Below are 21,243 nucleotides of genomic sequence, written 5' to 3'. Positions count from 1 at the left end.
GTCATCCTCGCTCGGACGGTGACGGTGTCGGTGGCCGCGGGTAGCGTGCCGGCATGAAGTTCGGGTTCGTGGTCCCCTTCGCCGACGCCCTCGAGTTCACCGAGCTCGCCGTGCTGGGGGAGCAGCACGGGTGGGACGGGGTCTTCACGTGGGAGACCCTCTGGGGCACCGAGGCGTGGGTCACGCTGGGGGCTGCCGCCATGGTCACCTCACGCATCCGCCTCGGGACCCTGCTGACCCCGGCGTCCCGGCACCGACCGTGGGACCTCGCCTCGCGCGTCGGCACCGTGGACCGCCTGAGCGGTGGGCGGACGATCATGTCGGTGGGGCTGGGGGCGCTGCACGAGGGGTGGACGGCGTTCGAGGCCGACGAGGGGCGCGGTGAGCGGGCGAAGAAGCTCGACGAGTGCCTCGCGGTCTACGCCGGCCTCTTCCACGGCCAGCCGTTCAGCCACGAGGGCCGGCACTACTCCGCGAAGCCCACCGAGTTCATGCTGCCGAAGCCGCCCGTGCACCAGCCGCACCCACCTGTGTGGGTCGTCGGCGCCCACGTCGTGGGGGCCGACAGGCAGCGTTCGCTGCAGCGGGCGGCACGGTGGGACGGCCTGCTGCCCACGGTCGTCGACGAGCACGCCAAGAAGGGTGCTCCTTCCTACGACCTAGAGTCGTTCGCCGAGGTCCTGCGCATCGTGCGCGGGATGCGCGAGGACGCCGGGTTGCCGTGGGAGGGCTACGACCGCGTGGTCGAGGCCGACAGCACGCGGGAGTTCGTCCAGCTCGACGGCACCCCCGCCGACTGGGAGCAGGCCGGGGCGACGTGGTGGGTGGAGAGCTGGTGGAGCGTGCAACCCGGGCCGGAGGGCCTGGCCGAGGTGCGCCGCCGGGTCGAGGCGGGTCCCCCCAGCGGCGGGTGATGCTCGGCCCAGGGCCGCTCGACGGCGGCTAGCGCTCTCGCCCGGGCAGGCCGGCGACGAGGGCGGCAACGGTCAGGTACGGCGCCGGGCGCACCACCTTGGCGACCTGTGGGGCGAAGGCGGGGGAGTCGAGCAGCACCGTCACCGCTGGTCCGTCGGCGACGACCTCGCCCTCGGCGAGCACGACCACCCGACCGGCGACCTCGGCAGCGAGCTCGACGTCGTGGGTCGCGACGAGGACCGCGCCGCCGTCCCGTGCCAGCTCGCGAAGGACGGTGACGAGGCGCGCCTTGGCCCCGTAGTCGAGCCCTCGGGTGGGCTCGTCGAGCAGGGTGAGCGGCGCTCGCCGGGCGAGGACGGTCGCCAGGGCGAGGGCCATCCGCTGGCCCTGGGAGAGCGCACCGACCGCACGGCCCGCGTCCACGCCGGGCGCCAGCCGCTCGAAGACCACCGCGGCGGTCCCGGGGTCGAGGTCGTGCGCCCGGTCCGCGGTGCGCAGGACCTCGGCCACCGAGCTGTCGGGTCCGGCACCCAGCGTCGCGCCCGGGTCCTGGGTCGACAGGGCAACCACGGTGCTGCCGTCCCGGTGGACCCGCCCCGCGGTCGGTGGCAGGTCACCGGCCAGGGCGTGCAGCAGGGTGGACTTGCCGGCCCCGTTGCGTCCCATGAGGGCGACGACCTCCCCGGGAGCCAGGGCGAGACCGACGTCCCGGAGGGCGACGGTGTCTCCCCGGACGACGCCCAGCCCGCGGGTGCGGACCACCGGGGCGCCGCGGTCGGCAGGCTCCGTCGTCGTTCTCGCCGCAGTCGTCGCCGGGCCGTCGAGGGTGTCCTGCAGGCCACGCGCCGCTCGGCGGGCGTCGCGCACGGACAGGGGCAGCGGGTCCCAGCCCAGGGCCCGACCGAGGTCGACGAGCGGCGGGTGGACCTGCGAGTGCGCCATCGCCTCCGCGGTCCCGAGCAGCGCGCTCACCACCCCGTCGCCGACCAGCAGGACGGAGTCGGCGTGGTGGACGACGCGTTCGAGCCGGTGCTCGGAGACCAGGACCGTGACGCCGACGTCGTGGACGAGCCGGTGCAGCGTGGCCAGGACCTCCTCGGCGGCGACCGGGTCCAGGGCCGAGGTCGGCTCGTCCAGGACCAGCACACGAGGGCCGGTGACGAGCGCCGCAGCGATGGCCACGCGTTGCTGCTCGCCGCCGGAGAGGTCGGTGAGCGGGCGGTCCCGGAGCAGGGCCAGCCCGAGCAGGTCGAGGGTCTCCTCGACACGACGCTGCCCGCCGTGCAGGTCGTGGTCGTGCGCCCGCACGTGGCGGGCCACCTCGGCCTCGACCGTCGGCGCGCCGAACCCGGTGGCCGGGTCCTGCGCCACCCACCCGACGAGGGCCGACAGCGTCGCCGGCTCAGCGGTGCGCGGGTCGGTCCCGTCGATGTCGAGCCGTCCCGCAGAGACGACCGACCGGGCGTGCCCGGAGTCGGCGAGGGCCCGCAGCAGCGTGGTCTTGCCCGACCCGGTCGGGCCGACGACGAGCACGAGCTCACCCTCGGGGACGCGGACCGTGACGTCCCGCAGCGCCGACTGCGCGCCATACGCCAGGCACACACCCTCGAGGACGATCACGGGCCCGACCGTTGCACCGGGGGCCGCAGGTGTCAAAGCCGCCGTCCGGGCGGACGACGGGGGTGCGGCCTACAGTGGCGGCCATGAGCGAAGCCTGGACCTGGACCTATCTCGACGCCGACGGCAAGGAGCTGTCCGGCGACGAGCTCGTGACTACGGCGTTCCCGTCGCAGTCGGACGCGGAGAACTGGTTCGGGGAGAGCTGGCACGAGCTCGGCGAGGCAGGCGTGGACGCCGTCGTGCTCCACCGCGAGGGTGTCGTCGTCTACGGCCCGATGAGCCTGCGCGCCGCGGAGTAGCGACGCCGCAGGGGCCGTCGGCCGGGTCAGGTGGGGAAGTCGCCGCGCTTGACGAGCGCGCGCGGCATGCGCGAGCGGCGCAGCTGGAAGCCGCGCATCACGGCGTACATGGCGAGGCCGCGACCGACTTTGTCGGCACCGAACTTGGCGACGAGCTTCGGCTTGAGGCGGCGCCACATCAGCCACGAGTCGATGGCGGCGGCGAAGAGCAGGCCGTAGACGCCGAGCGAGACGACGAGGAAGACCCAGGGGAGGCGGACGAATGACAGCGCCAGCACGACGATCATCACCGGCAGCATGAACTCGCCGAGGTTCCAGCGCGCGTCGACGTAGTCGCGGATGTAGCGACGGACCGGGCCCTTGTCACGGGCCGGCAGGTGGGCGTCGTCGCCGGTCGCCATGGCCTGGCGCTGGAGCAGCTGGGCCTCTCGGCGCTTGGCGCGGTCCTGGTTCTTGGCCACCTTGCGGTCCGCGACGACCAACGGGCGACGGTTGGCCGCCTCCTGGTCCTTGCGCTTGGGCGTGGGCCGGTTCTTGGCACCCTCGCGGTGCTCGCGCTCGATGGCTTCGGCCTGCTGCTCGTTGACAGTCTTGTTGCGTCCAAACACGAGGTCACTGTATGCCGTGGAGTGCCGTTCCCCGGAATCGCAACCGCGCGGGCGGTCCCGTTAGGCTCGCGGCCGTGACCGACGACGTTCTGAGCACCGACCAGGTTTCCGCCCTCAAGGCCACGGTGGCCGACCTCATGCCCGGCCTGCGCGCCGACCTCGAGGCGCTCACCCGCATCCCGAGCGTCAGCCTCGACGCCTTCGACCAGGCCCATGTCGAGGCCAGCGCCGAGGCGACCGCAGAGCTGCTGCGCGCCGAGGGCCTCGAGGTCGAGATCGTCCGCGAGGGCGGTCGCCCCGCGGTGATCGGGCACCTCGACGGGCCCGAGGGCGCGCCGACCGTGATGCTCTACGCGCACCACGACGTGCAGCCGCCCGGTGATGACAAGGACTGGGACAGCGCACCGTTCGAGCCGACCGAGCGCGACGGGCGGCTCTACGGCCGCGGCGCCGCCGACGACAAGGCCGGGATCATGGCCCACCTCGCGGCTCTTCGGGCCCACCATGGCCGGTTGCCGGTCGGGGTCACCGTCTTCGTCGAGGGCGAGGAGGAGATCGGCTCCGACTCGCTGCCCACCATCCTCGAGCGGCACGGCGAGAAGCTGCGGGCCGACGCCATCGTCCTGGCCGACTCGACCAACTGGGCCATCGGTGAGCCCGCCCTCACCACGACGCTGCGCGGGCTGATCCGCGTCGTCGTCACCGTCACCACCCTCGACCACGGCATCCACTCGGGCATGTTCGGTGGGGCGGTCCCCGACGCGATCACCGCCCTGGTGCGCCTGCTCGCGACGCTGCACGACGACGCCGGCGACGTCGCCATCGCCGGGCTGCGCTCCGGCACGGCCAGCAACCTCGACTTCGACGAGGCGCGCCTGCGCGAGGAGTCCGGCCTGCTCGACGGCGTCGACGTCATCGGCACCGGCTCGCTGCTCGACCGCATCTGGGCCAAGCCCACGGCGACCGTCATCGGCATCGACGCCCCCTCGGTGGCGAAGTCCTCCAACACCCTCGTGCCCACCGCGAGCGCCAAGGTGTCCATCCGCCTCGCCCCGGACGAGGACCCCCTGGACGCGTATGCCGCCGTGCAGCGCCACGTCGAGGCCAACATCCCGTGGGGCGCCAGGGTCGAGGTCCACCTCGACGACCAGGGCTCCGGCTTCGCCGCTGACGCGAACGGGCCGGTCTACGACCAGACGCGGGCCGCGTTCACCGACGCGTGGGGCGTGGAGCCGGTCGACATCGGCGTGGGCGGCTCGATCCCCTTCGTCGCGGCGTTCGCGGAGAAGTTCCCGCAGGCGGCCATCCTCGTCACGGGCGTCGAGGACCCGGACACCCGGGCGCACGGTGCCAACGAGTCGCTGCACCTCGGCGAGTTCGAGAAGGTCTGCGTCGCGGAGGCGATCCTGCTGGCCCGCCTCGGCGCCCTGCCGCGCTGAAGCGAGGCGGCGCCGTACCCGTCCCCTGCGGTGGCGCGCTCCTGCGGTTAGGTTCGTGACATGGCTGAGAGCAAGGGCAAGGGCTACGTCGAGCCGTCGTTCGAGCGCGACACGCGCTACATCAACGACCGCATCACCGTGGACGGCGAGGGCGAGGAGAACTGGCCGGTCGAGCCGGGGCGCTACCGCCTCGTCGCCGCACGCGCCTGCCCGTGGGCGAACCGGACGATCATCGTGCGACGACTGCTGGGCCTCGAGGACGTGATCTCGCTCGGCCTGTGCGGGCCGACCCACGACGAGGACAGCTGGACGTTCGACCTCGACCCCGGCGGGGTCGACCCGGTGCTGGGCATCCCGCGGCTCAAGGACGCCTACGAGCAGCGCCAGCCCGGCTACCCGCGGGGGATCACCGTGCCGGCGATCGTCGAGGTCGACAGCGGCAAGGTCGTCACCAACGACTTCGCCCAGATGACCCTGGACTTCTCGACGCAGTGGCGCGAGCACCACCGGGCGGGTGCGCCCGACCTCTACCCCGAGGCGCTCCGCGAGGAGATGGACGAGGTGATGAAGCGCGTCTACACCGAGGTCAACAACGGGGTCTACCGCTGCGGGTTCGCCGGGACGCAGGAGGCCTACGACCAGGCGTACGAACGGCTGTTCACGGCGCTGGACTGGCTGGAGAACCGGCTGGCCGACCGCCGCTACCTCATGGGCGACACCATCACCGAGGCCGATGTCCGGTTGTTCACGACGCTGGCGCGGTTCGACCCGGTCTACCACGGGCACTTCAAGTGCAACCGGCAGAAGCTGAGCGAGATGCCGGTGCTGTGGGCCTACGCGCGCGACCTGTTCCAGACGCCCGGGTTCGGCGACACCACGGACTTCGCACAGATCAAGGCGCACTACTACGTCGTCCACCACGACATCAACCCCACGGGGATCATCCCCGCCGGCCCCGACCTCTCGGGCTGGCTGACCGAGCACGGGCGGGAGTCGCTCGGCGGCAGCCCGTTCGGCAACGGGACACCGCCCGGGCCGGTTCGCGACGAGGAGGCCGTCCCGGCCGAGGGGCGCGCATGACCGACGCAGGACACGACGCGCGGCACGAAGTCCGAGACGCCGGGGACACCGAGCGGCGCACCCACGACGTGGTCGTCTACGGCGCCACCGGCTTCGTCGGCAGACTCCTCGCGGAGTACCTCGCCCGCAACGCCCCGTCAGGCACCCGTATCGCCCTCGCAGGACGCTCCCGCACCAAGCTCGAGGAGGTCCGCCGGGGCCTGCCGCGCGCAGCGCGCGACTGGCCGCTGGTCGTGGCGGACGCCGTCGACGAGGTCGCGCTGCGGTCCCTCGCCGCCTCCACCACCGTCGTCGCCACCACGGTCGGCCCGTACCTGCGCTACGGCCTGCCGCTCGCGCGGGCCTGCGCCGAGGCCGGCACGCACTACGCCGACCTGACTGGCGAGATCTTGTTCGTGCGCAAGGCGATCGACGAGTGCGACGCGCTGGCGAAGGCCAGCGGTGCCCGCATCGTCACCGCCTGCGGCTACGACTCCGTGCCGTCCGACCTCGCCGTCCACCTGCTGCACCAGCAGGCGCAGCACGATGCTGCCGGGGGACTGCTCGACACCACGTTGCACGCCAGGGCGAAGGGCGGCGTCAGCGGCGGCACGGTCGACTCCTCCCGCGCCCAGCTCGACGCCGTGTCGACCGACCGTCGTGCCGTGAAGACCCTCTTCGACCCCTACGGCCTGAGTCCCGACCGCAACGCCGAGCCCGACCTGGGCAAGGAGCGAGACCCCATGGCGGTCTTCCGCGACGCCGACACCGGCGACTGGGTCGGGCCGTTCGTCATGGCCAGCTTCAACACGCGGATCGTCAGGCGCAGCAACGCTCTTCGCGACCACGCCTACGGTCGCCGGTTCCGTTACCGCGAGCTGTCGGCCTACGGGCGCGGACCTGTCGCACGTGGTCGGGCCACCGCGTTCACGGTGGGCCTCGGCCTGGCGATGAAGGCGATGGGTGACGACCGCACCCGTCCCGTCTTCGACCGGATCGCGCCCTCGCCGGGCGAGGGCCCGAGCGAGAAGACCCGCCGCACCGGCTGGTTCTCGATGAAGGTCCGGACCACGACGGAGACCGGCCGCCGTTACCTCGCGACCGTGACGGCACAAGGGGATCCGGGGTATGCCGCGACCACGGTCATGCTCGGGGAGGCGGCTCTCGCGCTGGCCCTGGACGGCGACCGGCTGCCGCCTGCCGCAGGGGTGCTCACGCCTGCGACCGCCCTCGGGGACGTGCTCGTGGACAGGCTGCGCCGCCGGGACTTCACGCTCCGGGTCGAGGAGATCCCGAGCGCCTGAGCAGCACCGGGGGACCATGCGGTCGAGCGGGAGGGCCGCGGGGCGATAGGGTGGTGCCACCGGCCCGCACAGTTCTGCCTCGGGCCGTGGCACGTGATCAAGCTCTTGCGCTGCGAACCCACGTCGGTTTCGCGCCGGGCGGAACACCCCTTTGACTGCTCTGGAGTACCTCTGTGTCTGTCGACACCACCTTCCCGAGCCTCGGCGTCCCTGACGCCCTGGCTTCTGTCCTCGCCGCACGCGGCATCACCGTCCCGACCCCCATCCAGACCGCGACGCTGCCCGACTCGCTCGCCGGTCGGGACGTCCTCGGTCGGGGCCGCACCGGCTCCGGCAAGACCTACGCGTTCCTGCTGCCGATGCTGGCCAGGCTCTCCTCGTCCAAGGCTCCTCGCCAGTCGCGTCGCCCGCGTGCGCTGATCCTGGCCCCGACCCGCGAGCTCGTCACCCAGATCCAGGCCGCCATGGCTCCCATGGCCGAGCCGCTCGGGATCTCGTCGGTCACCATCTTCGGTGGCGTCGGCCAGAACCCGCAGGTCTCGGCGCTGCGCAAGGGCGTCGACGTCGTGCTGGCCTGCCCGGGTCGCCTCGAGGACCTGCTGCAGCAGGGCGCACTCACCCTCGACGGCATCGAGGTCACCATCCTCGACGAGGCCGACCACATGGCCGACCTGGGCTTCCTGCCCGGTGTGAAGCGCATCCTCGACAAGACCCCGCGAAACGGCCAGAAGCTGCTGTTCTCGGCGACGCTGGACGCCGGCATCGACGTCATCGTCAAGCGCTACCTGTCCAATCCCGTGACGCACCAGGCCGATTCGGCTCAGTCGCCGGTGTCGACGATGGCGCACCACGTCTTCCACGTGCACCGCGACGCGCGCCTCGACGTGCTCCTGGACCTCACCTCGGCCCCCGGTCGCAAGGTCGTCTTCACGCGCACCAAGCACGGTGCCAAGAAGCTGGCCAAGCAGCTCAACGCCTCGGGCGTGCCCGCCGTCGAGCTGCACGGCAACCTCGGCCAGGGCGCCCGTGACCGCAACATGGCGGCCTTCCACGAGGGCAAGGCGTCCACGCTGGTCGCCACCGACATCGCCGCCCGGGGGATCCACGTCGACGACGTCGCCCTCGTCATCCACGCAGACCCGCCGGTCGAGCACAAGGCCTACCTGCACCGCTCGGGACGCACCGCCCGCGCCGGCGCCGACGGCACCGTCATCACGCTGATGACCGACGACCAGGTCTCCGACGTGCGGGTGCTGACCAGCAAGGCCGGCATCAAGGCCAAGACCACGCGCCTCGGACTCGGCCACCCCATGCTGCTCGAGGTCGCCCCGGGGGAGCGCACCAAGACCGAGCCCCTCGTCCTCACCGCGCCCGCCCAGCCCTCCGGCCAGGGTCGGTCCGGTGGCGGGCAGTCCCGCCGAGGTGGGGCCGGCCGTACCGGGGGCGGTGCCCGTTCCGGCGAGGCCCGCACCGGCGAGGGCTCGCGCTCGGGTGGCGGCCGCCGCGGCGGTCGTCCGGCAGGCGCGCAGGACTCCTCCGGCGGTGCCCGTTCCGGCAGTGGTCGCTCCGGCGGTCGTGCGTCCGGTCAGGGTTCGACCGGTGGCCAGCGCTCGGGCGGTCAGCGCTCCGGCGGCCGTGCCGCCGGTGGCTCCACCACCGCCTACTCGACGTCGTCCGGTGGTGCCGCCGCGTTCTCGGCCGGCAGCCGTGGCGGTCGCGGCCGCTGAGCCACCCTCAGCACCATTGCGCGAGACCTCGCACCCAGCACGACACCCCGCCTGACCGGCGGGACCTGACGGGGACCAGCACACGGTGCTGGTCCCCGTCACGACGTCGCCCCTGCGAGGCCGTGACGGGGACCCTTCCCCCTCTAGTGGTCTCCGGTCCGGGATGAGTCGGACCGGGGCTCCCCCTGCGTGCGTCCCGGCGTCGCGCCCCACCCGCGCGGCGCCGGAGTCCTAGAGGCGGTACCTCCAGACCTCTCCGCCACCCGGGCACACCGAGCAGGTGGAGACGTAGGCCGAGCTGCCGCGGATGGCCACGCCGTACGGCGCCGCCAGGTCGTCGGCCACCACCGTGTGGGCGCCGGTGCGGGAGACCTTGACCAGCGAACCGGACGGGAGTTCCTCACCCGCGGCGAGCAGCCCCGTGTCGGCCAGCTGCACGGCGTACAGGTGGCCGCGTGAGTCGAAGCCCAGGCTGGTGACGTTCGTGAGGCCGGTGGCCCACACCGTCGGTGCCTGCCCCTTGACGACGCGGAAGATGCTCGCGCCGCCGGCGGGGAAGGGGAACCCGGTGAGCTGGCTGACGTACCACGCCCCGTCGGGGCCCTTGGTGACCGCGGTCGGCACCGCCTGCGAGGGGATCATCGTCCCGGGCGGCAGGCCGAGGAACGGGGGAGCCTCGGCGAGCTGGTCCTGGAACACGGCGGCGGTGCTCACCCTTCCGTGCTTCGTCGTGAGCAGGTCGTTGCCGCCGGCGTCGGTGACCACGAAGCCGGACCCGGAGCGCTCGACCGAGCTGGGGTTGCTGTCAGGGTCGTGGATCGGGTTGGCCGATGCCTCGTGCGCGGCGAGGTCGGCGATGGTCCAGGTGCGCTGACCGCCCTCGCGGGCGAGCTGGAGGGTGCCGAGCCGGGCCGCGGACTCCGGGAGCCCGTCGCGCACCTCGGGGGGCGCGCCCAGCCCCAGCAGGACGGCCATCACGCGGCCGCCGAGGGACTCGACGTCGGAGGGACCGCTGGCGGCCGAGCCGTCGGGGGCGGCCAGGGACGGGAGTCCGGTCACGACGCGCGACTGGTGTCCCCGGGCACTGACCTTGGTGACGGCACCGGTCGTGCCCAGGCACACCTCGCCCCCCTCGGGTCCGGGCATGCACGGGCCGGTACCCCCGCGGCCGGCCTCGGCGACGTAGACGTCACCGCGACCGGTGACGTCCAGCTGCCGTGGGTTGTCCAGGCCGGAGGCGATCTTCGTCGGTGCCCCCGAATGTGCCCCCGAATGTGTCCCCGAACCGGTGCCGCCGGCTCCGTGCGCTCCGGCCGGTGCAGCGGTCGCTGCGAGGGTGGCCGCGACCAGCGCGGCGCAGGCGCCACCGGTGAGGGCGACGCGTCGTGTCCGATGTCTTCCGAGAAGGGTGGTGCTGTCCATCCGGGTGCTCCTGCGGTCGAGACCCCTGCAAGTCACCCAGTGTGTTGACCCCGCTCGGCCTGTGCCTCCCGCGCGAGGACTAGTCCCGCGACCCACCCCGGACTAGTCCGGAGCAGCGGCCGCACTAGTCCTTGTGCGTCTCCCCGGGCAGGGCCAGCATCTGGTCCAGCGCCACGCGGGCGTGGTGCGCGACGTCGGGGTCGACGCGGATCGGGTTGACCACGCGTCCCTCGACGAGCGACTCGAGCGTCCAGACCAGGTGGGGCAGGTCGATGCGGTTCATCGTCGAGCAGTAGCAGACGTTCTTCTCGAGGAACGCGATGTGCTGCTCGGGGAACTGCGTCGCCAGCCGGCGGACGAGGTTGAGCTCGGTGCCGACCACCCAGGAGGTGCCGTCCGGGGCCGCCGCGATGGTCTTGATGATCTTCTCGGTCGAGCCGACCTCGTCGGCCGCCTCGACGACCTCGTGGCGGCACTCGGGGTGGACGATGACCTTGACGCCGGGGATGTCGCGTCGGGCCTGCTCGACGGCCTCCAGGCTGAACCGGCCGTGCACCGAGCAGTGCCCGCGCCACAGGATCATCGTCGCGTCCTGGAGCTCCTGGCGGGTCAGGCCGCCCATCGGCTGGTGCGGGTCGAAGACGACGCAGCCGTCGAGGGAGCCGCCGAGGTCGCGCACGAACGTGTTGCGCCCGAGGTGCTGGTCGGGCAGGAACAGCACCTTGCCGCCCTCGCCCTTCTCGGCCAGCGCCCACTGCAGCGCGGTCTTCGCGTTCGAGGACGTGCAGATGGTGCCGCCGTGCCGGCCGGTGAAGGCCTTGATCGCGGCAGAGGAGTTCATGTACGTCACCGGGACGGTCTGGTCGGCCACCCCGGCTTCGACGAGGTCCTCCCAGGCGTCCTCGACCTGGCGGATCGCGGCCATGTCGGCCATCGAGCAGCCGGCGGCGAGGTCGGGCAGGATCACCGTCTGGTCGTCGCTGGTGAGGATGTCGGCCGACTCGGCCATGAAGTGCACCCCGCAGAAGACGATGTACGGCGCGTCCGGGCGCGCCGCCGCGTCCTTGGCCAGCTTGAACGAGTCGCCGGTGACGTCGGCGAACTCGATGACCTCGTCACGCTGGTAGTGGTGGCCCAGCACGAAGACCCGGTCACCCAGGGCGGCCTTCGCTGCCCGGGCCCGCTCGACCAGACCGGGGTCGGAGGCGGCCGGGAGTTCGCCGGGGCACTCGACCCCACGCTCGCTGTGCAGGTCGCGGCCACGGCCCAGGACCAGCAGGGGCAGGGGGGTGGTGGGGGAGGCGTCCGTCGAGGTGCTCACGCGCCGATCGTATGCCGCCGCGCGGGCACCGCGTGCCACCCACCCGGGGACGTGGCTGGCCTAGGGTCCGGTCATGGACGACACCGACACCCTGAGGTCGCTGGACCGTGCCACGACGGCGATGGCCGCGACCGTGGCCGAGCTCGACCCGGGGGCGCCCGTGCCGACCTGCCCCGGCTGGGACGTCACCGACCTCGTCGACCACCTCGGGCGGGTCCACCGGTGGGCCGAGGTCGCGGTCCGGACGGGTGCGTCACCCGATCCCTATCCTCGCCGTGACACCGGGCGGGACCTCGCGGGGTGGTACGCCGAGAGCGCGGCGATGCTCGTCTCGACCCTCGCCGAGCGGCACCCGGACGACGCGGCCTGGAGCTTCTCGGCGCAACCGGGTCACGGGACGGTGCGGTTCTGGCGACGCCGCCAGCTGCACGAGACGACGGTCCACCACGTCGACGCCCTGGTGGCAGCAGGAGCCCTCGACGTGTCGCACGAGGTCGGCCCGGTGCCCGGCGTGTCAGTGGAGCAGTCCGCCGACGGGGTCGCCGAGGTGCTCGAGGTCTTCGTGCCGCGGATGCTCGTGCGACGGGTGGGCGAGCCACCCGAGGTCGTCGTCCCGGCAACGGCACCCGTGGCGTTCGTCTGCACCGACGTCGACGCTGCGTGGACCCTGGCCCTGGTCGACGGGGTGCCGGTGGTGCGGGCGGGGATCGCCGCCGACGCCGTGGCCACCGTCCGCGGACCGGCGACCCATCTCCACCTCGCGCTCTGGCACCGGGCCGACACCCGGCTGCTGGCCGTCGAGGGAGACGACCGCCTGGCGAGGCGCCTGCTGGACGCCTCGCTCGTTCCCTAGGCGGGGGTGGCGGTCTAGAGCGGGTGGATCTTGGTGCTGTTGAGGGCCACGCTCACGGTGCTCTGACCGAAGCGGACCTCCATGCGGTCACCGGTGATCCGCAGGACCGAGCCCAGGCCGTGGCGGTCGTGGGTCACCCGGTCGTCGACGGCGAAGTCGTGCAGCTCGGGTGCCGGTTTGGCCTGGAACGGGCTGTTCTTCAGGACGGGCTTCTTGGCGGGCTGTCGGGGGCGCATCAGTCCAGTGTCCTCCTTTTTGTGGCGTGCTGGGGACCGCCGAGCCGGTGCGACGGCGCCAGAAGGCGCCCCGACGACGTCCCGCGGGCCGGGCGCAGGCGCCTGACCTGCGGGAACGTCGTCACCGCCGTCCGGCCGGGCCGATCAGCACTTCTCCCAGTAACCGGGCGAGGACTGCTTGAGGGTCGCCGTGTAGAACGTGTTGTAGAGCCCGAGGTTCTGGTTGGAGCCGACGGCGAGGGCGTAGCCGCCGGACGTGTAGGCCCGCCCCGCCTGCACGTGGTCGTAGTTGCTCGAGGTGATGCACGCCGCGGTCGTCGTCGACGTCGGGGGCGTGGTCGTCGAGGTCGTGCTCGGAGGGGTGGACGTGCTCGACGTGGTCGTCGTCGACCCGCCGCCACCGAGGCCGAAGAACGCGGCGTCGTGGTAGGCGGAGCACACGGTGTCGAGGAAGTAGGCCCCGGCCGTGCCGCACTGCGTCGGACCGGTGCCGGGGTCGACCGGGGTCCCGTGGCCCATGCCGGTGATCTTGGTCAGGCGCACCGCACCGGCGCCGAACTCCTGCCACGTGGTGTTGGCGTCCAGCGAGCCGCTGGCGCTCGGCGTCTGCGTGACGCCCAGGACGTTGGTGAACTGGTCGCGCAGCTCCACGCCGTTGGCCGGGGCGACCGTCGTGTCGGACTGGCCCTGCCAGATCGCGACCCGCGGACGCGGGCCGGAGTACCCGGGGTAGGCGGCCCGGACGAGGTCGCCCCAGGCCTGCGGGGTCTTGTCCACGCCGGGGTTCATGCACGAGTAGGCGGAGCTGACGGTGGTGGCGCAGCGGTAGGCGATCCCGGCCACGACGGACCCGGCGGCGAACTTGTCGGGGTAGGCGGCCAGCATCACCGCGCTCATCGCGCCGCCCGCCGACAGGCCGGTGACGTAGACCTTCGAGGGGGCGGTCCCGTAGCTGGCCACGGCGTGGTCGACCATCGCCGCGATGGAGGCTGCCTCACCCGACCCACGTGCGGTGTCGGCGTTGTCGAACCAGGTGAAGCACTTGTTGGCGTTGTTGGCGGTGGACTGCTGCGGCAGGACGAGCGCGAACCCGCGCTGGTCCGCGAGCTGGCGCCAGCCGGAGTTGGTGAAGTAGGTGTTCGCGTCCTGCGTGCAGCCGTGCAGGGCCACCACGAGCGGGGCGCCGGAGGGGAGCCCGTCCGGGCGGTAGGAGTACATCGACAGGGCACCGGGGTTCGACCCGAACGAGGTGACCTGCTGCAGCGTCGCCGCCTGGGCGGGGCCGGCGGCGAGCACCACGAACGCGGTGGTGCAGGCGAGGACGACGGACGCCAGGCTCGCCAGCCAGCGGAGGGGAACGGACACGACCACGAGAGGACCTCCTGCTCGAGGGCGTCGCCGTTGACGCCCCGACCTTCGGAGGCTAGGCACCTCGCACCCGCCGTGGTGTGTCGCGCGCGCCCAGAATGTCGGGTTTGCCGGTGGCGCCCCGTCACACCCCGGTCGCGTCGCCCGGCGATGCTGCCGGTCACGTCGGCCCGGCGACGCTGCCACAATGACCGGGTGCACGTCGTCATCGCCCCGGACTGCTTCACCGGCACCCTCACGGCCCAGCAGGCCGCGGAGGCCATGGCCCGGGGCTGGCGGCAGACCGCACCCCACGACCTCCTCACCCTGGTGCCGCTCTCGGACGGGGGCCCCGGCTTCCTCGACGTCCTCGGTGGCGCGCTGCCGCAGGCCCGCACCCTCGCGGTGACGGTCGCGGACCCGCTCGGTCGTGACGTCCCCGCGGCGGTCCTCGTGGTCGAGGGCGACGCCGGCCGCACGGCATACCTCGAGTCCGCGCAGGCCGCGGGGCTGCACCTGCTGGCCGCCGACGAACGCAACCCCGCCGTGACGAGCACGTGGGGTGTCGGCCAGCTGCTCGACGCCGCCCTCGCCGAGGGGGCCACCCGCATCGTCGTCGGGCTCGGCGGCAGCGGCACCAACGACGGCGGGGCGGGGCTGCTCGCCGCACTGGGAGTGGGTGGGCCCGCCGAGCTCGCCCGCGGAGGGATGGCGCTCGCGGACCTCGCCGACGACGCCCTCACCGGCCTCGAGGACGTGCGTCGCAAGTTCTCCGGGGTCGAGCTGGTGCTGGCCAGCGACGTGGAGTCGCCGCTGCTCGGGCTTCAGGGCGCCTCGGCCGTGTTCGCACCCCAGAAGGGCGCCTCGCCGGAGCTCGCACAGGCCCTCGAGGGGGCGCTGGGCCGGTACGTCGAGGTGGTGCGGCGCACCCTGCCCGAGACGACCGACCTGATGACGGGCAAGCCGCTGCGCCTCGACAAGCAGCCGGGCGCGGGGGCCGCCGGGGGACTCGGCTACGCGCTCTACCTGCTCGGCGGGCGACGGGTCAGCGGTGTCACCGAGGTGCTGACCGCCGTGGGGCTGCGCGAGCTCGTGGCCGCGGCCGACCTCGTGGTCACCGGCGAGGGCAGCTTCGACTGGCAGAGCCTGCAGGGCAAGGTCGTCGCCGGGGTGGCCGGGCTGGCGCTGGAGACCGCGACGCCCAGCGTCGTCATCGCCGGCCAGACCCTCGTGGGACGCCGCGAGGCGATGACGCTCGGCCTGTCGGGGACCTACGCCGTGGCCGACTCGGCCGCCGAGGTCGAGGCCGCGATGGCCGACCCCGTGGGGACGTTGGCGGCCCGCGCTGCACGCGTCGCGGCCACCTGGTCCCCCCAGCGCTGACCACGACGTACAGTGGTGGGAGCGGGAGGGAACATATCCCGCAGACCGTGGGTTGGCAGAGATGGTCAGCCGACCCCCGACCACCGACATGAAGGACGCAACAGATGAGTGTTCAGGACCAGACCGCTCCGGCCACCACCGAGGCTCCTGCCGAGGCCGCCGAGGCGACCCACGGCGTCCTCCTCTCCGACGTCGCCGCTGCCAAGGTCAAGTCGCTGCTCGAGCAGGAGGGTCGTGACGACCTGCGCCTGCGCGTCGGCGTCCAGCCCGGCGGCTGCTCGGGCCTGATCTACCAGCTCTACTTCGACGAGCGCACCCTCGACGGTGACCTCGTCCGTGACTTCGACGGTGTCGAGGTCGTCGTCGACCGCATGAGCGCTCCGTACCTCGAGAACGCCAGCATCGACTTCGCGGACACCATCGAGAAGCAGGGCTTCACGATCGACAACCCCAACGCCGGCAGCTCCTGCGCCTGCGGCGACTCCTTCAGCTGATCGGCTGCTGAGTCACCGCGGCCACGCCGCGCACGACGAAGGGCCCCACCCGCACGGTGGGGCCCTTCGTCGTGTCCTGAGATCGTGGGCGAGCCGGCGCGGCCACGACGCGTGGTCGGGCTGCCGGGGGGAGTCAGGCGCGCTGGGGCGTCGAGGCGGCCGAGCGACGACGACCGCGGGTGAACGGGCGCCACGGCTGGGCGGCGAGGAGGAAGACGAGCAGCGTCACGACGACGATCACCCACGGAAAGGTGCCACCGACGCTGAAGGCGGTGTTGCCGGGCTCCACGGTGGCCGTGAGCTCGGTGCCCCAGGGGAAGGACGTCTGCGAGACCTCCCGACCGGTGACCCCGCTGGCGATCACGCCGTCGGAGAACCCGAACAGGGTGAACATCCAGGCGTACGACAGCGCCGCGAGGACGAGGCCCGCGACCCCGGCAGCGTAGGACCACCGGGGACGTCCCTCGTGCGCCTCGCCGGCGGCCTCGGCGAGGGCCCTGGGGGAGCCGATCGCGAGGACGGCTGCCCGGGAGCCCGCGTGCGCGGTGGCGTCCGTGAGGTTGGCGGTGAGCTCTTGGCGCAGCTCCTTGCGAGCTCGTCGCGGCACCCCCCGGCTGTCCATCCAGAAGTCGTAGCGGGACACGGCCCAGGCGATGCGTGACTGGTCGAGCAGGTTCATCGGGAGACCCCCTGTGGTGCGGACGTGGACGTGGTGGAGCGGACCGGCAGCGCGGGCGCCGTGACGACGTCCACGGCGGCGACCAGGGTGCGCCAGGAGTCGGCGCGGGTCACCAGCTCGGCGCGGCCGAGATCGGTCGTGCGGTAGTACTTGCGGGCCGGGCCCGAGGTCGAGCGCTCGAGCCGGGAGTCGAGCAGGCCGGCCGCCTCGAGCCGGGTGAGGGCGGGGTAGACCGTGCCCTCGGCGAGGTCGTCGAACCCGGCGTCCTGGAGCCGGGTGACGATGCTGTAGCCGTAGCCCTCCTCGTTGCTGAGCAGGCTGAGGAGCAGGAGGGCCAGGACCCCCTTCAGCATCTGTGCGTCGTGCGTCATGGATGGAGGCTATGCCCGGTACTAGGCATCGTCAAGTACCAGTGTTTCGTCCAGCACGGAGTCGGCCGGACACCCGAGGCCTGGGTGCCCGGGCGGGCTCAGCGGTACTCGGGGTTGGGGTGCTCCTCGTAGTCGAACCGGGCGCCCGCGTCCCACTCGGTGCGCTGGTTGCCCCCCACGGGGAACCCGCCGGCGGCCTTGAACATCGCCGCCAGGTGCATGAGGTTCCACGTCATGAAGGTGGTGTTCCGCTTCGTGAACTCGTTGTCCGGGCCGCCGCTCCCGGGGTCGAGGTAGGAGGGACCGGGACCGGCCTCACCGATCCAGCCGGCGTCGGCGCCCGGGGGGATCGCGTAACCGATGTGCTGGAGGCTGTAGAGGATGTTCGACGCGCAGTGCTTGATGCCGTCCTCGTTGCCGGTGATGATCGCGCCACCGACCTTGCCGTAGTAGACGTACTGGCCCGAGGCGTTGGTCATGGAGGAGCCGGCGTAGAGCCGTTCGATCACCTGCTTGGTGATGGAGGAGTTGTCACCGAGCCAGATCGGGCCGGCGATGACGAGGATGTCGGCGGCGATGATGCGCGAGAAGAGCAGTGGCCACTCGTCGTGCTCCCAGCCGTGCTCGGTCATGTCGAGGTAGACGCCCGTGGCGATGTCGTGGTCCACGGCGCGGACGAGCTCCACCTCCACGCCGTGGCGGCTCATGATGGCCGCGCTCGCATCGACGAGGCCCTGGGTGTGGCTCTGCTCGGGGGAGCGCTTGAGCGTGCAGTTGACGAACATGGCGCGCAGTCCCGAGAAGTCGTCCTTGAGGTTGCTCATGGGGGCATGCTCCTCCGGGCGCGGTCACCGGGGCAATGGTGCGCGGGCCACTGGCTGCCGCGGTGCCGGCGACCGGGTAGGTTTCCGAGCTGTGCAGATAGCCATCACCGGGTCCATCGCCACCGACCACCTCATGACCTTCAAGGGCAGGTTCCGCGACTCCCTCGTCGTCGAGCAGCTCGACAAGGTCTCGCTGTCCTTCCTCGCCGACGACCTCGAGGTCCGGCGCGGCGGTGTCGCGGCCAACATCGCGTTCGGGATGGCGGGCCTGGGCCAGCGCCCGATCCTCGTGGGGGCGGTCGGGGAGGACTTCGCCGACTACCGCAGCTGGCTGGAGCGGCACGGCGTCGACTGCCACTCGGTGCACGTCTCCGACTCCAAGCACACGGCGCGCTTCGTCTGCACGACCGACGAGGACATGGCGCAGATCGCCACCTTCTACGCCGGTGCCATGAGTGAGGCCCGGGCGATCGAGCTCGGTCCGATCGCCGACCGCGTGGGCGGGCTCGACCTCGTCGTCGTGGGTGCCAACGACCCCGAGGCGATGCTGCGCCACACCCGTGAGTGCCGGTCGCGGGGCATCCCGTTCGCCGCCGACCCCAGCCAGCAGCTCGCATTCGCCGACGGTGCCACGATCCGCCAGCTCATCGACGGCGCGGACTACCTGCTCACCAACGAGTACGAGGCCGCGCTCACCTCCCAGAAGACCGGCTGGAGCCCCGAGGAGATCGCCGACCGCGTCACGACGCGCGTCATCACCAAGGGCAAGGACGGCGTGACGATCGAGCGCCGGGGCGAGGAGCCGATCGAGGTGCACGTCGCCCGCGAGGTGCGCCGCGCCGACCCGACCGGTGTCGGCGACGCCTTCCGGGCGGGCTTCCTCACGGGCCTCGCGGTCGACCTCGACCTGAGGCACTCCGCCGAGCTCGGCTCGATGCTGGCGACCTACGTCATCGAGACGGTCGGGACCCAGGAGTACACCCTCGGGAAGCAGAGCTTCCTGCAGCGCCTCGCCGACGCCTACGGCCAGGACTCCGCCGACGCCATCGAGCCCCACATCGCCTGCATCGCCCCCTAGCGGTGAACGAGCCCATCGAACCGCTCCCGACGCCCTGGGAGTTCGACCTCGCAGAGGTCGACGACGGCGAGGACCTCGTCGCCGTCGGGGGAGACCTGCGCGCGGGCACCCTGCTCGAGGCCTACCGCAGCGGGCTCTTCCCGATGGGGCTCGGCGAGGACGGCGACCGCCCGCTGGGCTGGTGGTCGCCCGACCCCCGCGGTGTGCTGCTCCCCGGAGGGGTCCACGCGAGCCGGTCCTTGCGGAAGTCGTTGCGGCACTTCGAGATGCGGGTCGACACGGCTTTCGACGAGGTGGTCGCCGCGTGCGCTGACCCGTCCCGGGACGGCCGCTGGATCACGGACGAGATCGTCGACGCCTACACCGAGCTGCACGCCCTCGGCTGGGCCCACAGCATCGAGACGTGGCGCGACGGCGAGCTCGTCGGCGGCCTCTACGGCCTCGCCGTCGGGGGGCTGTTCGCCGGGGAGTCGATGTTCCACCGGGTCACCGACGCGTCCAAGGCCGCGGTGCTCGCCATGGCCGGGTACGTCTTCGCCGACGGCGACGACCGGCGCCTCATCGATGTGCAGTGGTCGACCGACCACCTCCAGACCCTCGGGGTGGTCACGGTGAGCCGCGAGGACTACCTCGCCCGGCTCGAGCGCGCCATGGAGCTCGACCCGCCGACCTTCGGCGCCTAGCCCGCCTCAGCGCGGCGCGACCACCCGGACGAGGTATGCCGCGTGCGCACCTCCCTCGCCCACCTCCCGCTCCTCGGCGGAGACGAGCTCCTGGCCCCGCATCCGGCACCAGGCCGGGACGTCCGCGGCTGCTGCCGGGTCCGTGGCCCACACCTCGACCAGCGTCCCGGGCGCGAGGTCACGGACCTGCTGGGCGAGCCGGATCACCGGCAGCGGGCAGCGCAGGCCGCGGGCGTCGACGACGACCACCTCGGGGCCTGCGTGCCCACCACCCCTGGTGGGGTCGACGTCCTCGCCGCTGCTCACAGGTGGTCGGCCCCGAGCTCGGCGCGGACCGAGGCGACGGCCGGGGCGACGTGGTCGGCGAAGGCTCGGACGTCGTCGGCGCGGGTGGGTGACACGGCAGCCAGGGGCAGGGTCACCCTGGTGTTGCCGTGGGTCAGCGCGCCCATGGCCGCCAGCACGTGGCTCGGCTCGAGGGTGCTCGACGTGCAGGCGGACCCCGACGAGACGGCGAAGCCCCGACGGTCGAACTCGCGCACGAGGGCCTCGCCGTCGGCGTACAGGGCCGAGAAGGTGACGACGTGGGGGAGCCGCTCGGTGGGGTCGCCGACCACCTCGACGTCCGCGACCCGCGCGGCGGCCGCGCGCAGCTCGTCGACGAGCCGGTGGGCCTCGGCCGCGTCAGCCGTGCGGGTGACCGCTGTCTGCTGCCACGCCTCGGCAGCGGCCAGCGCCAACGGCACCCACGGGGTGTGCCGGCTCGGGCCGTGCAGGGCGGCGTCGGGGTCCGCTGGGCCGGGAAGCAGCCAGCGAGTGCGTTCGGGGACGACGAGGACCCCGAGGCCGCCCGGTCCGCCCCAGGACTGGGCATCACCGGCGAGCACGTCGTATTCCTGCGGTGGTGCGACCCGCCCGAGCGAGGCCTGGGCGTCGACGCCGAGCGGCACCCCCGCCGATCGGCAGGCGTCCCGGGCAGCTGCCAGCGGTTGCACGGTGCCGACCTCGCCGTTGGCGTGCTGCAGCAGGGCCGCGACGGTCCCGTCGACGGACACCTCGCGGGACCACCGCTCGAGGTCGACCCGCCCCAGCCGGTCGACCGGGACGACGCCCGCGAGGGCCGGGTCCCCGGACAGGGCGGCCTCGTGCCGGGCCGGGAGCAGGACGGCGGAGTGCTCGACCGCCGAGGTGACCACGCGCGCACCACGGCGCCGCGCGGCATACGACAGGCCTCGGGCCATCCACCGAACCGCGGTGGGGCCGTCCGGAGCGAAGGTGACCTCCTCGGGCCGGACCCCGAGTCCGTCCGCGAGGACGGCGCGGGAGTCGTCGAGCAGCCGCCGCGCGGTCCGCCCCTCCCCGTGGAGCCGGCGCGGGTCCGCCCATCCCGCCTCGATCGCGGCGGCCAGCGTCTGCGCGGCGACCGGGTGGAGGGGGCCTGGAGCGGCGTCCAGCACCGCCCTGCGCAGGCCGTCGGGGGAGGGGTTCGCCACACCCCGACGTTAGCCGCCCCCTGACCGGAGGAGCGGTCCGGGCTGGAGTAGGGTTTGTGGTCGATGGCCCATCACTGTTTCGAAGAAG

22 protein-coding genes are annotated in these 21,243 nt (G+C 72.9%); 11 read left to right on the top strand and 11 right to left on the bottom strand.

Annotated features, from left to right (window positions below; genetic code table 11):
* Positions 1–53 precede the first annotated feature (53 nt).
* On the top strand, positions 54–914 hold the full coding sequence (locus ABD286_RS03470; RefSeq protein ID WP_344190287.1) for an LLM class flavin-dependent oxidoreductase: 861 nt from the start codon (positions 54–56) through the stop codon (positions 912–914).
* Between the two features lie 28 nt (positions 915–942).
* Here the strand turns inward: ABD286_RS03470 and ABD286_RS03465 are convergent, their stop codons facing one another.
* On the bottom strand, positions 943–2,535 hold the full coding sequence (locus ABD286_RS03465; protein WP_344190285.1) for an ABC transporter ATP-binding protein: 1,593 nt from the start codon (positions 2,533–2,535) through the stop codon (positions 943–945).
* Positions 2,536–2,618: 83 nt separating this feature from the next.
* Between ABD286_RS03465 and ABD286_RS03460 the strand changes: the two genes are divergently transcribed.
* Entirely contained in the window at positions 2,619–2,834 is a 216-nt protein-coding gene (locus ABD286_RS03460; protein WP_344190283.1) for a hypothetical protein, read from the top strand.
* A 26-nt stretch (positions 2,835–2,860) separates the two neighbouring features.
* Here the strand turns inward: ABD286_RS03460 and ABD286_RS03455 are convergent, their stop codons facing one another.
* Positions 2,861–3,442 (bottom strand): DUF3043 domain-containing protein, encoded by a 582-nt coding sequence (locus tag ABD286_RS03455; protein WP_344190281.1) that lies wholly within the window; start codon positions 3,440–3,442, stop codon positions 2,861–2,863.
* Between the two features lie 74 nt (positions 3,443–3,516).
* On the opposite strand from ABD286_RS03455, the gene ABD286_RS03450 reads away from it, so the two are divergent.
* The 4 genes from ABD286_RS03450 to ABD286_RS03435 all read left to right on the top strand — a co-directional run bounded on the left by ABD286_RS03450 (position 3,517) and on the right by ABD286_RS03435 (position 8,971).
* Positions 3,517–4,881 carry a dipeptidase gene (locus tag ABD286_RS03450; protein WP_344190279.1) on the top strand — a complete coding sequence of 455 codons (1,365 nt, stop codon included), beginning with the start codon at positions 3,517–3,519 and terminating at the stop codon, positions 4,879–4,881.
* 60 nt (positions 4,882–4,941) lie between these two features.
* Positions 4,942–5,961 (top strand): glutathione S-transferase family protein, encoded by a 1,020-nt coding sequence (locus ABD286_RS03445; protein ID WP_344190277.1) that lies wholly within the window; start codon positions 4,942–4,944, stop codon positions 5,959–5,961.
* Positions 5,958–7,244 (top strand): saccharopine dehydrogenase family protein, encoded by a 1,287-nt coding sequence (locus ABD286_RS03440; RefSeq protein ID WP_344190275.1) that lies wholly within the window; start codon positions 5,958–5,960, stop codon positions 7,242–7,244. Before ABD286_RS03445 ends, ABD286_RS03440 begins: the two co-directional genes overlap by 4 nt.
* 173 nt (positions 7,245–7,417) lie before the next feature.
* Positions 7,418–8,971 carry a DEAD/DEAH box helicase gene (locus tag ABD286_RS03435; protein ID WP_344190273.1) on the top strand — a complete coding sequence of 518 codons (1,554 nt, stop codon included), beginning with the start codon at positions 7,418–7,420 and terminating at the stop codon, positions 8,969–8,971.
* Positions 8,972–9,202: 231 nt separating this feature from the next.
* On the opposite strand, the gene ABD286_RS03430 is transcribed toward ABD286_RS03435, so the two are convergent.
* Complete coding sequence (locus ABD286_RS03430) at positions 9,203–10,393, bottom strand: ScyD/ScyE family protein (protein ID WP_344190271.1); 1,191 nt, start codon at positions 10,391–10,393, stop codon at positions 9,203–9,205.
* Between the two features lie 124 nt (positions 10,394–10,517).
* Positions 10,518–11,714, bottom strand: a complete 1,197-nt coding sequence (gene nadA / locus ABD286_RS03425) for a quinolinate synthase NadA (protein WP_344190269.1) — start codon at positions 11,712–11,714, stop codon at positions 10,518–10,520.
* Positions 11,715–11,787: 73 nt separating this feature from the next.
* Between nadA and ABD286_RS03420 the strand changes: the two genes are divergently transcribed.
* Entirely contained in the window at positions 11,788–12,567 is a 780-nt protein-coding gene (locus tag ABD286_RS03420; protein WP_344190267.1) for a maleylpyruvate isomerase N-terminal domain-containing protein, read from the top strand.
* A gap of 14 nt (positions 12,568–12,581) precedes the next feature.
* Here ABD286_RS03420 and ABD286_RS03415 read toward each other — a convergent pair whose 3' ends face one another.
* Together ABD286_RS03415 and ABD286_RS03410 are read right to left on the bottom strand one after the other, a co-directional pair.
* Positions 12,582–12,803, bottom strand: a complete 222-nt coding sequence (locus tag ABD286_RS03415; RefSeq protein WP_344190265.1) for a hypothetical protein — start codon at positions 12,801–12,803, stop codon at positions 12,582–12,584.
* Between the two features lie 144 nt (positions 12,804–12,947).
* Positions 12,948–14,168 (bottom strand): extracellular catalytic domain type 1 short-chain-length polyhydroxyalkanoate depolymerase, encoded by a 1,221-nt coding sequence (locus ABD286_RS03410; RefSeq protein WP_344190263.1) that lies wholly within the window; start codon positions 14,166–14,168, stop codon positions 12,948–12,950.
* A 198-nt stretch (positions 14,169–14,366) separates the two neighbouring features.
* Here ABD286_RS03410 and ABD286_RS03405 point away from each other — a divergent pair, with 198 nt between their 5' ends.
* Complete coding sequence (locus ABD286_RS03405; RefSeq protein ID WP_344190261.1) at positions 14,367–15,533, top strand: glycerate kinase family protein; 1,167 nt, start codon at positions 14,367–14,369, stop codon at positions 15,531–15,533.
* 104 nt (positions 15,534–15,637) lie between these two features.
* The gene (locus ABD286_RS03400; protein WP_344190259.1) at positions 15,638–16,027 is read left to right on the top strand and encodes a HesB/IscA family protein; all 390 of its coding nucleotides are present in this window, start codon (positions 15,638–15,640) and stop codon (positions 16,025–16,027) included.
* A 133-nt stretch (positions 16,028–16,160) separates the two neighbouring features.
* Here the strand turns inward: ABD286_RS03400 and ABD286_RS03395 are convergent, their stop codons facing one another.
* From ABD286_RS03395 to ABD286_RS03385, 3 genes are all read right to left on the bottom strand, one after another.
* Positions 16,161–16,706 carry a hypothetical protein gene (locus ABD286_RS03395; protein WP_344190257.1) on the bottom strand — a complete coding sequence of 182 codons (546 nt, stop codon included), beginning with the start codon at positions 16,704–16,706 and terminating at the stop codon, positions 16,161–16,163.
* Entirely contained in the window at positions 16,703–17,077 is a 375-nt protein-coding gene (locus tag ABD286_RS03390) for a PadR family transcriptional regulator (protein WP_344190255.1), read from the bottom strand. The genes ABD286_RS03395 and ABD286_RS03390 overlap by 4 nt, the downstream gene beginning before the upstream one ends.
* A 98-nt stretch (positions 17,078–17,175) precedes the next feature.
* Positions 17,176–17,901: a flavodoxin family protein gene (locus tag ABD286_RS03385; RefSeq protein WP_344190253.1), complete on the bottom strand. Its 726-nt coding sequence runs from the start codon at positions 17,899–17,901 to the stop codon at positions 17,176–17,178.
* Between the two features lie 91 nt (positions 17,902–17,992).
* On the opposite strand from ABD286_RS03385, the gene ABD286_RS03380 reads away from it, so the two are divergent.
* Both ABD286_RS03380 and aat read left to right on the top strand, forming a co-directional pair.
* The gene (locus tag ABD286_RS03380) at positions 17,993–18,979 is read left to right on the top strand and encodes a carbohydrate kinase family protein (protein WP_344190251.1); all 987 of its coding nucleotides are present in this window, start codon (positions 17,993–17,995) and stop codon (positions 18,977–18,979) included.
* Positions 18,980–18,981: 2 nt separating this feature from the next.
* Complete coding sequence (gene aat / locus ABD286_RS03375) at positions 18,982–19,662, top strand: leucyl/phenylalanyl-tRNA--protein transferase (RefSeq protein ID WP_344190249.1); 681 nt, start codon at positions 18,982–18,984, stop codon at positions 19,660–19,662.
* 6 nt (positions 19,663–19,668) lie between these two features.
* Here the strand turns inward: aat and ABD286_RS03370 are convergent, their stop codons facing one another.
* Together ABD286_RS03370 and ABD286_RS03365 are read right to left on the bottom strand one after the other, a co-directional pair.
* A complete protein-coding gene (locus tag ABD286_RS03370; protein WP_344190247.1) occupies positions 19,669–19,968 on the bottom strand; it encodes a sulfurtransferase TusA family protein in 300 nt (99 codons plus the stop codon).
* Positions 19,965–21,155 (bottom strand): aminotransferase class V-fold PLP-dependent enzyme, encoded by a 1,191-nt coding sequence (locus ABD286_RS03365; protein ID WP_344190245.1) that lies wholly within the window; start codon positions 21,153–21,155, stop codon positions 19,965–19,967. The genes ABD286_RS03370 and ABD286_RS03365 overlap by 4 nt, the downstream gene beginning before the upstream one ends.
* Between the last annotated feature and the right edge of the window lie 88 nt (positions 21,156–21,243).

Origin of the sequence: Pedococcus aerophilus (genome assembly GCF_039532215.1) — a bacterium.
Classification (GTDB): domain Bacteria; phylum Actinomycetota; class Actinomycetes; order Actinomycetales; family Dermatophilaceae; genus Pedococcus; species Pedococcus aerophilus.
This window is presented reverse-complemented; position numbering and strand designations above follow the sequence as displayed.

What these genes read in the sequence shown, in the direction of transcription:
- ABD286_RS03385 (WP_344190253.1), bottom strand. Translation starts at nt 17,901, where the DNA reads ATGAGCAACCTCAAGGACGACTTCTCGGGACTGCGCGCCATGTTCGTC.
- ABD286_RS03445 (WP_344190277.1), top strand. Translation starts at nt 4,942, where the DNA reads ATGGCTGAGAGCAAGGGCAAGGGCTACGTCGAGCCGTCGTTCGAGCGC.
- ABD286_RS03460 (WP_344190283.1), top strand. Translation starts at nt 2,619, where the DNA reads ATGAGCGAAGCCTGGACCTGGACCTATCTCGACGCCGACGGCAAGGAG.
- ABD286_RS03415 (WP_344190265.1), bottom strand. Translation starts at nt 12,803, where the DNA reads ATGCGCCCCCGACAGCCCGCCAAGAAGCCCGTCCTGAAGAACAGCCCG.
- ABD286_RS03430 (WP_344190271.1), bottom strand. Translation starts at nt 10,393, where the DNA reads ATGGACAGCACCACCCTTCTCGGAAGACATCGGACACGACGCGTCGCC.
- ABD286_RS03390 (WP_344190255.1), bottom strand. Translation starts at nt 17,077, where the DNA reads ATGACGCACGACGCACAGATGCTGAAGGGGGTCCTGGCCCTCCTGCTC.
- ABD286_RS03440 (WP_344190275.1), top strand. Translation starts at nt 5,958, where the DNA reads ATGACCGACGCAGGACACGACGCGCGGCACGAAGTCCGAGACGCCGGG.
- ABD286_RS03400 (WP_344190259.1), top strand. Translation starts at nt 15,638, where the DNA reads ATGAGTGTTCAGGACCAGACCGCTCCGGCCACCACCGAGGCTCCTGCC.
- ABD286_RS03470 (WP_344190287.1), top strand. Translation starts at nt 54, where the DNA reads ATGAAGTTCGGGTTCGTGGTCCCCTTCGCCGACGCCCTCGAGTTCACC.
- ABD286_RS03395 (WP_344190257.1), bottom strand. Translation starts at nt 16,706, where the DNA reads ATGAACCTGCTCGACCAGTCACGCATCGCCTGGGCCGTGTCCCGCTAC.
- ABD286_RS03420 (WP_344190267.1), top strand. Translation starts at nt 11,788, where the DNA reads ATGGACGACACCGACACCCTGAGGTCGCTGGACCGTGCCACGACGGCG.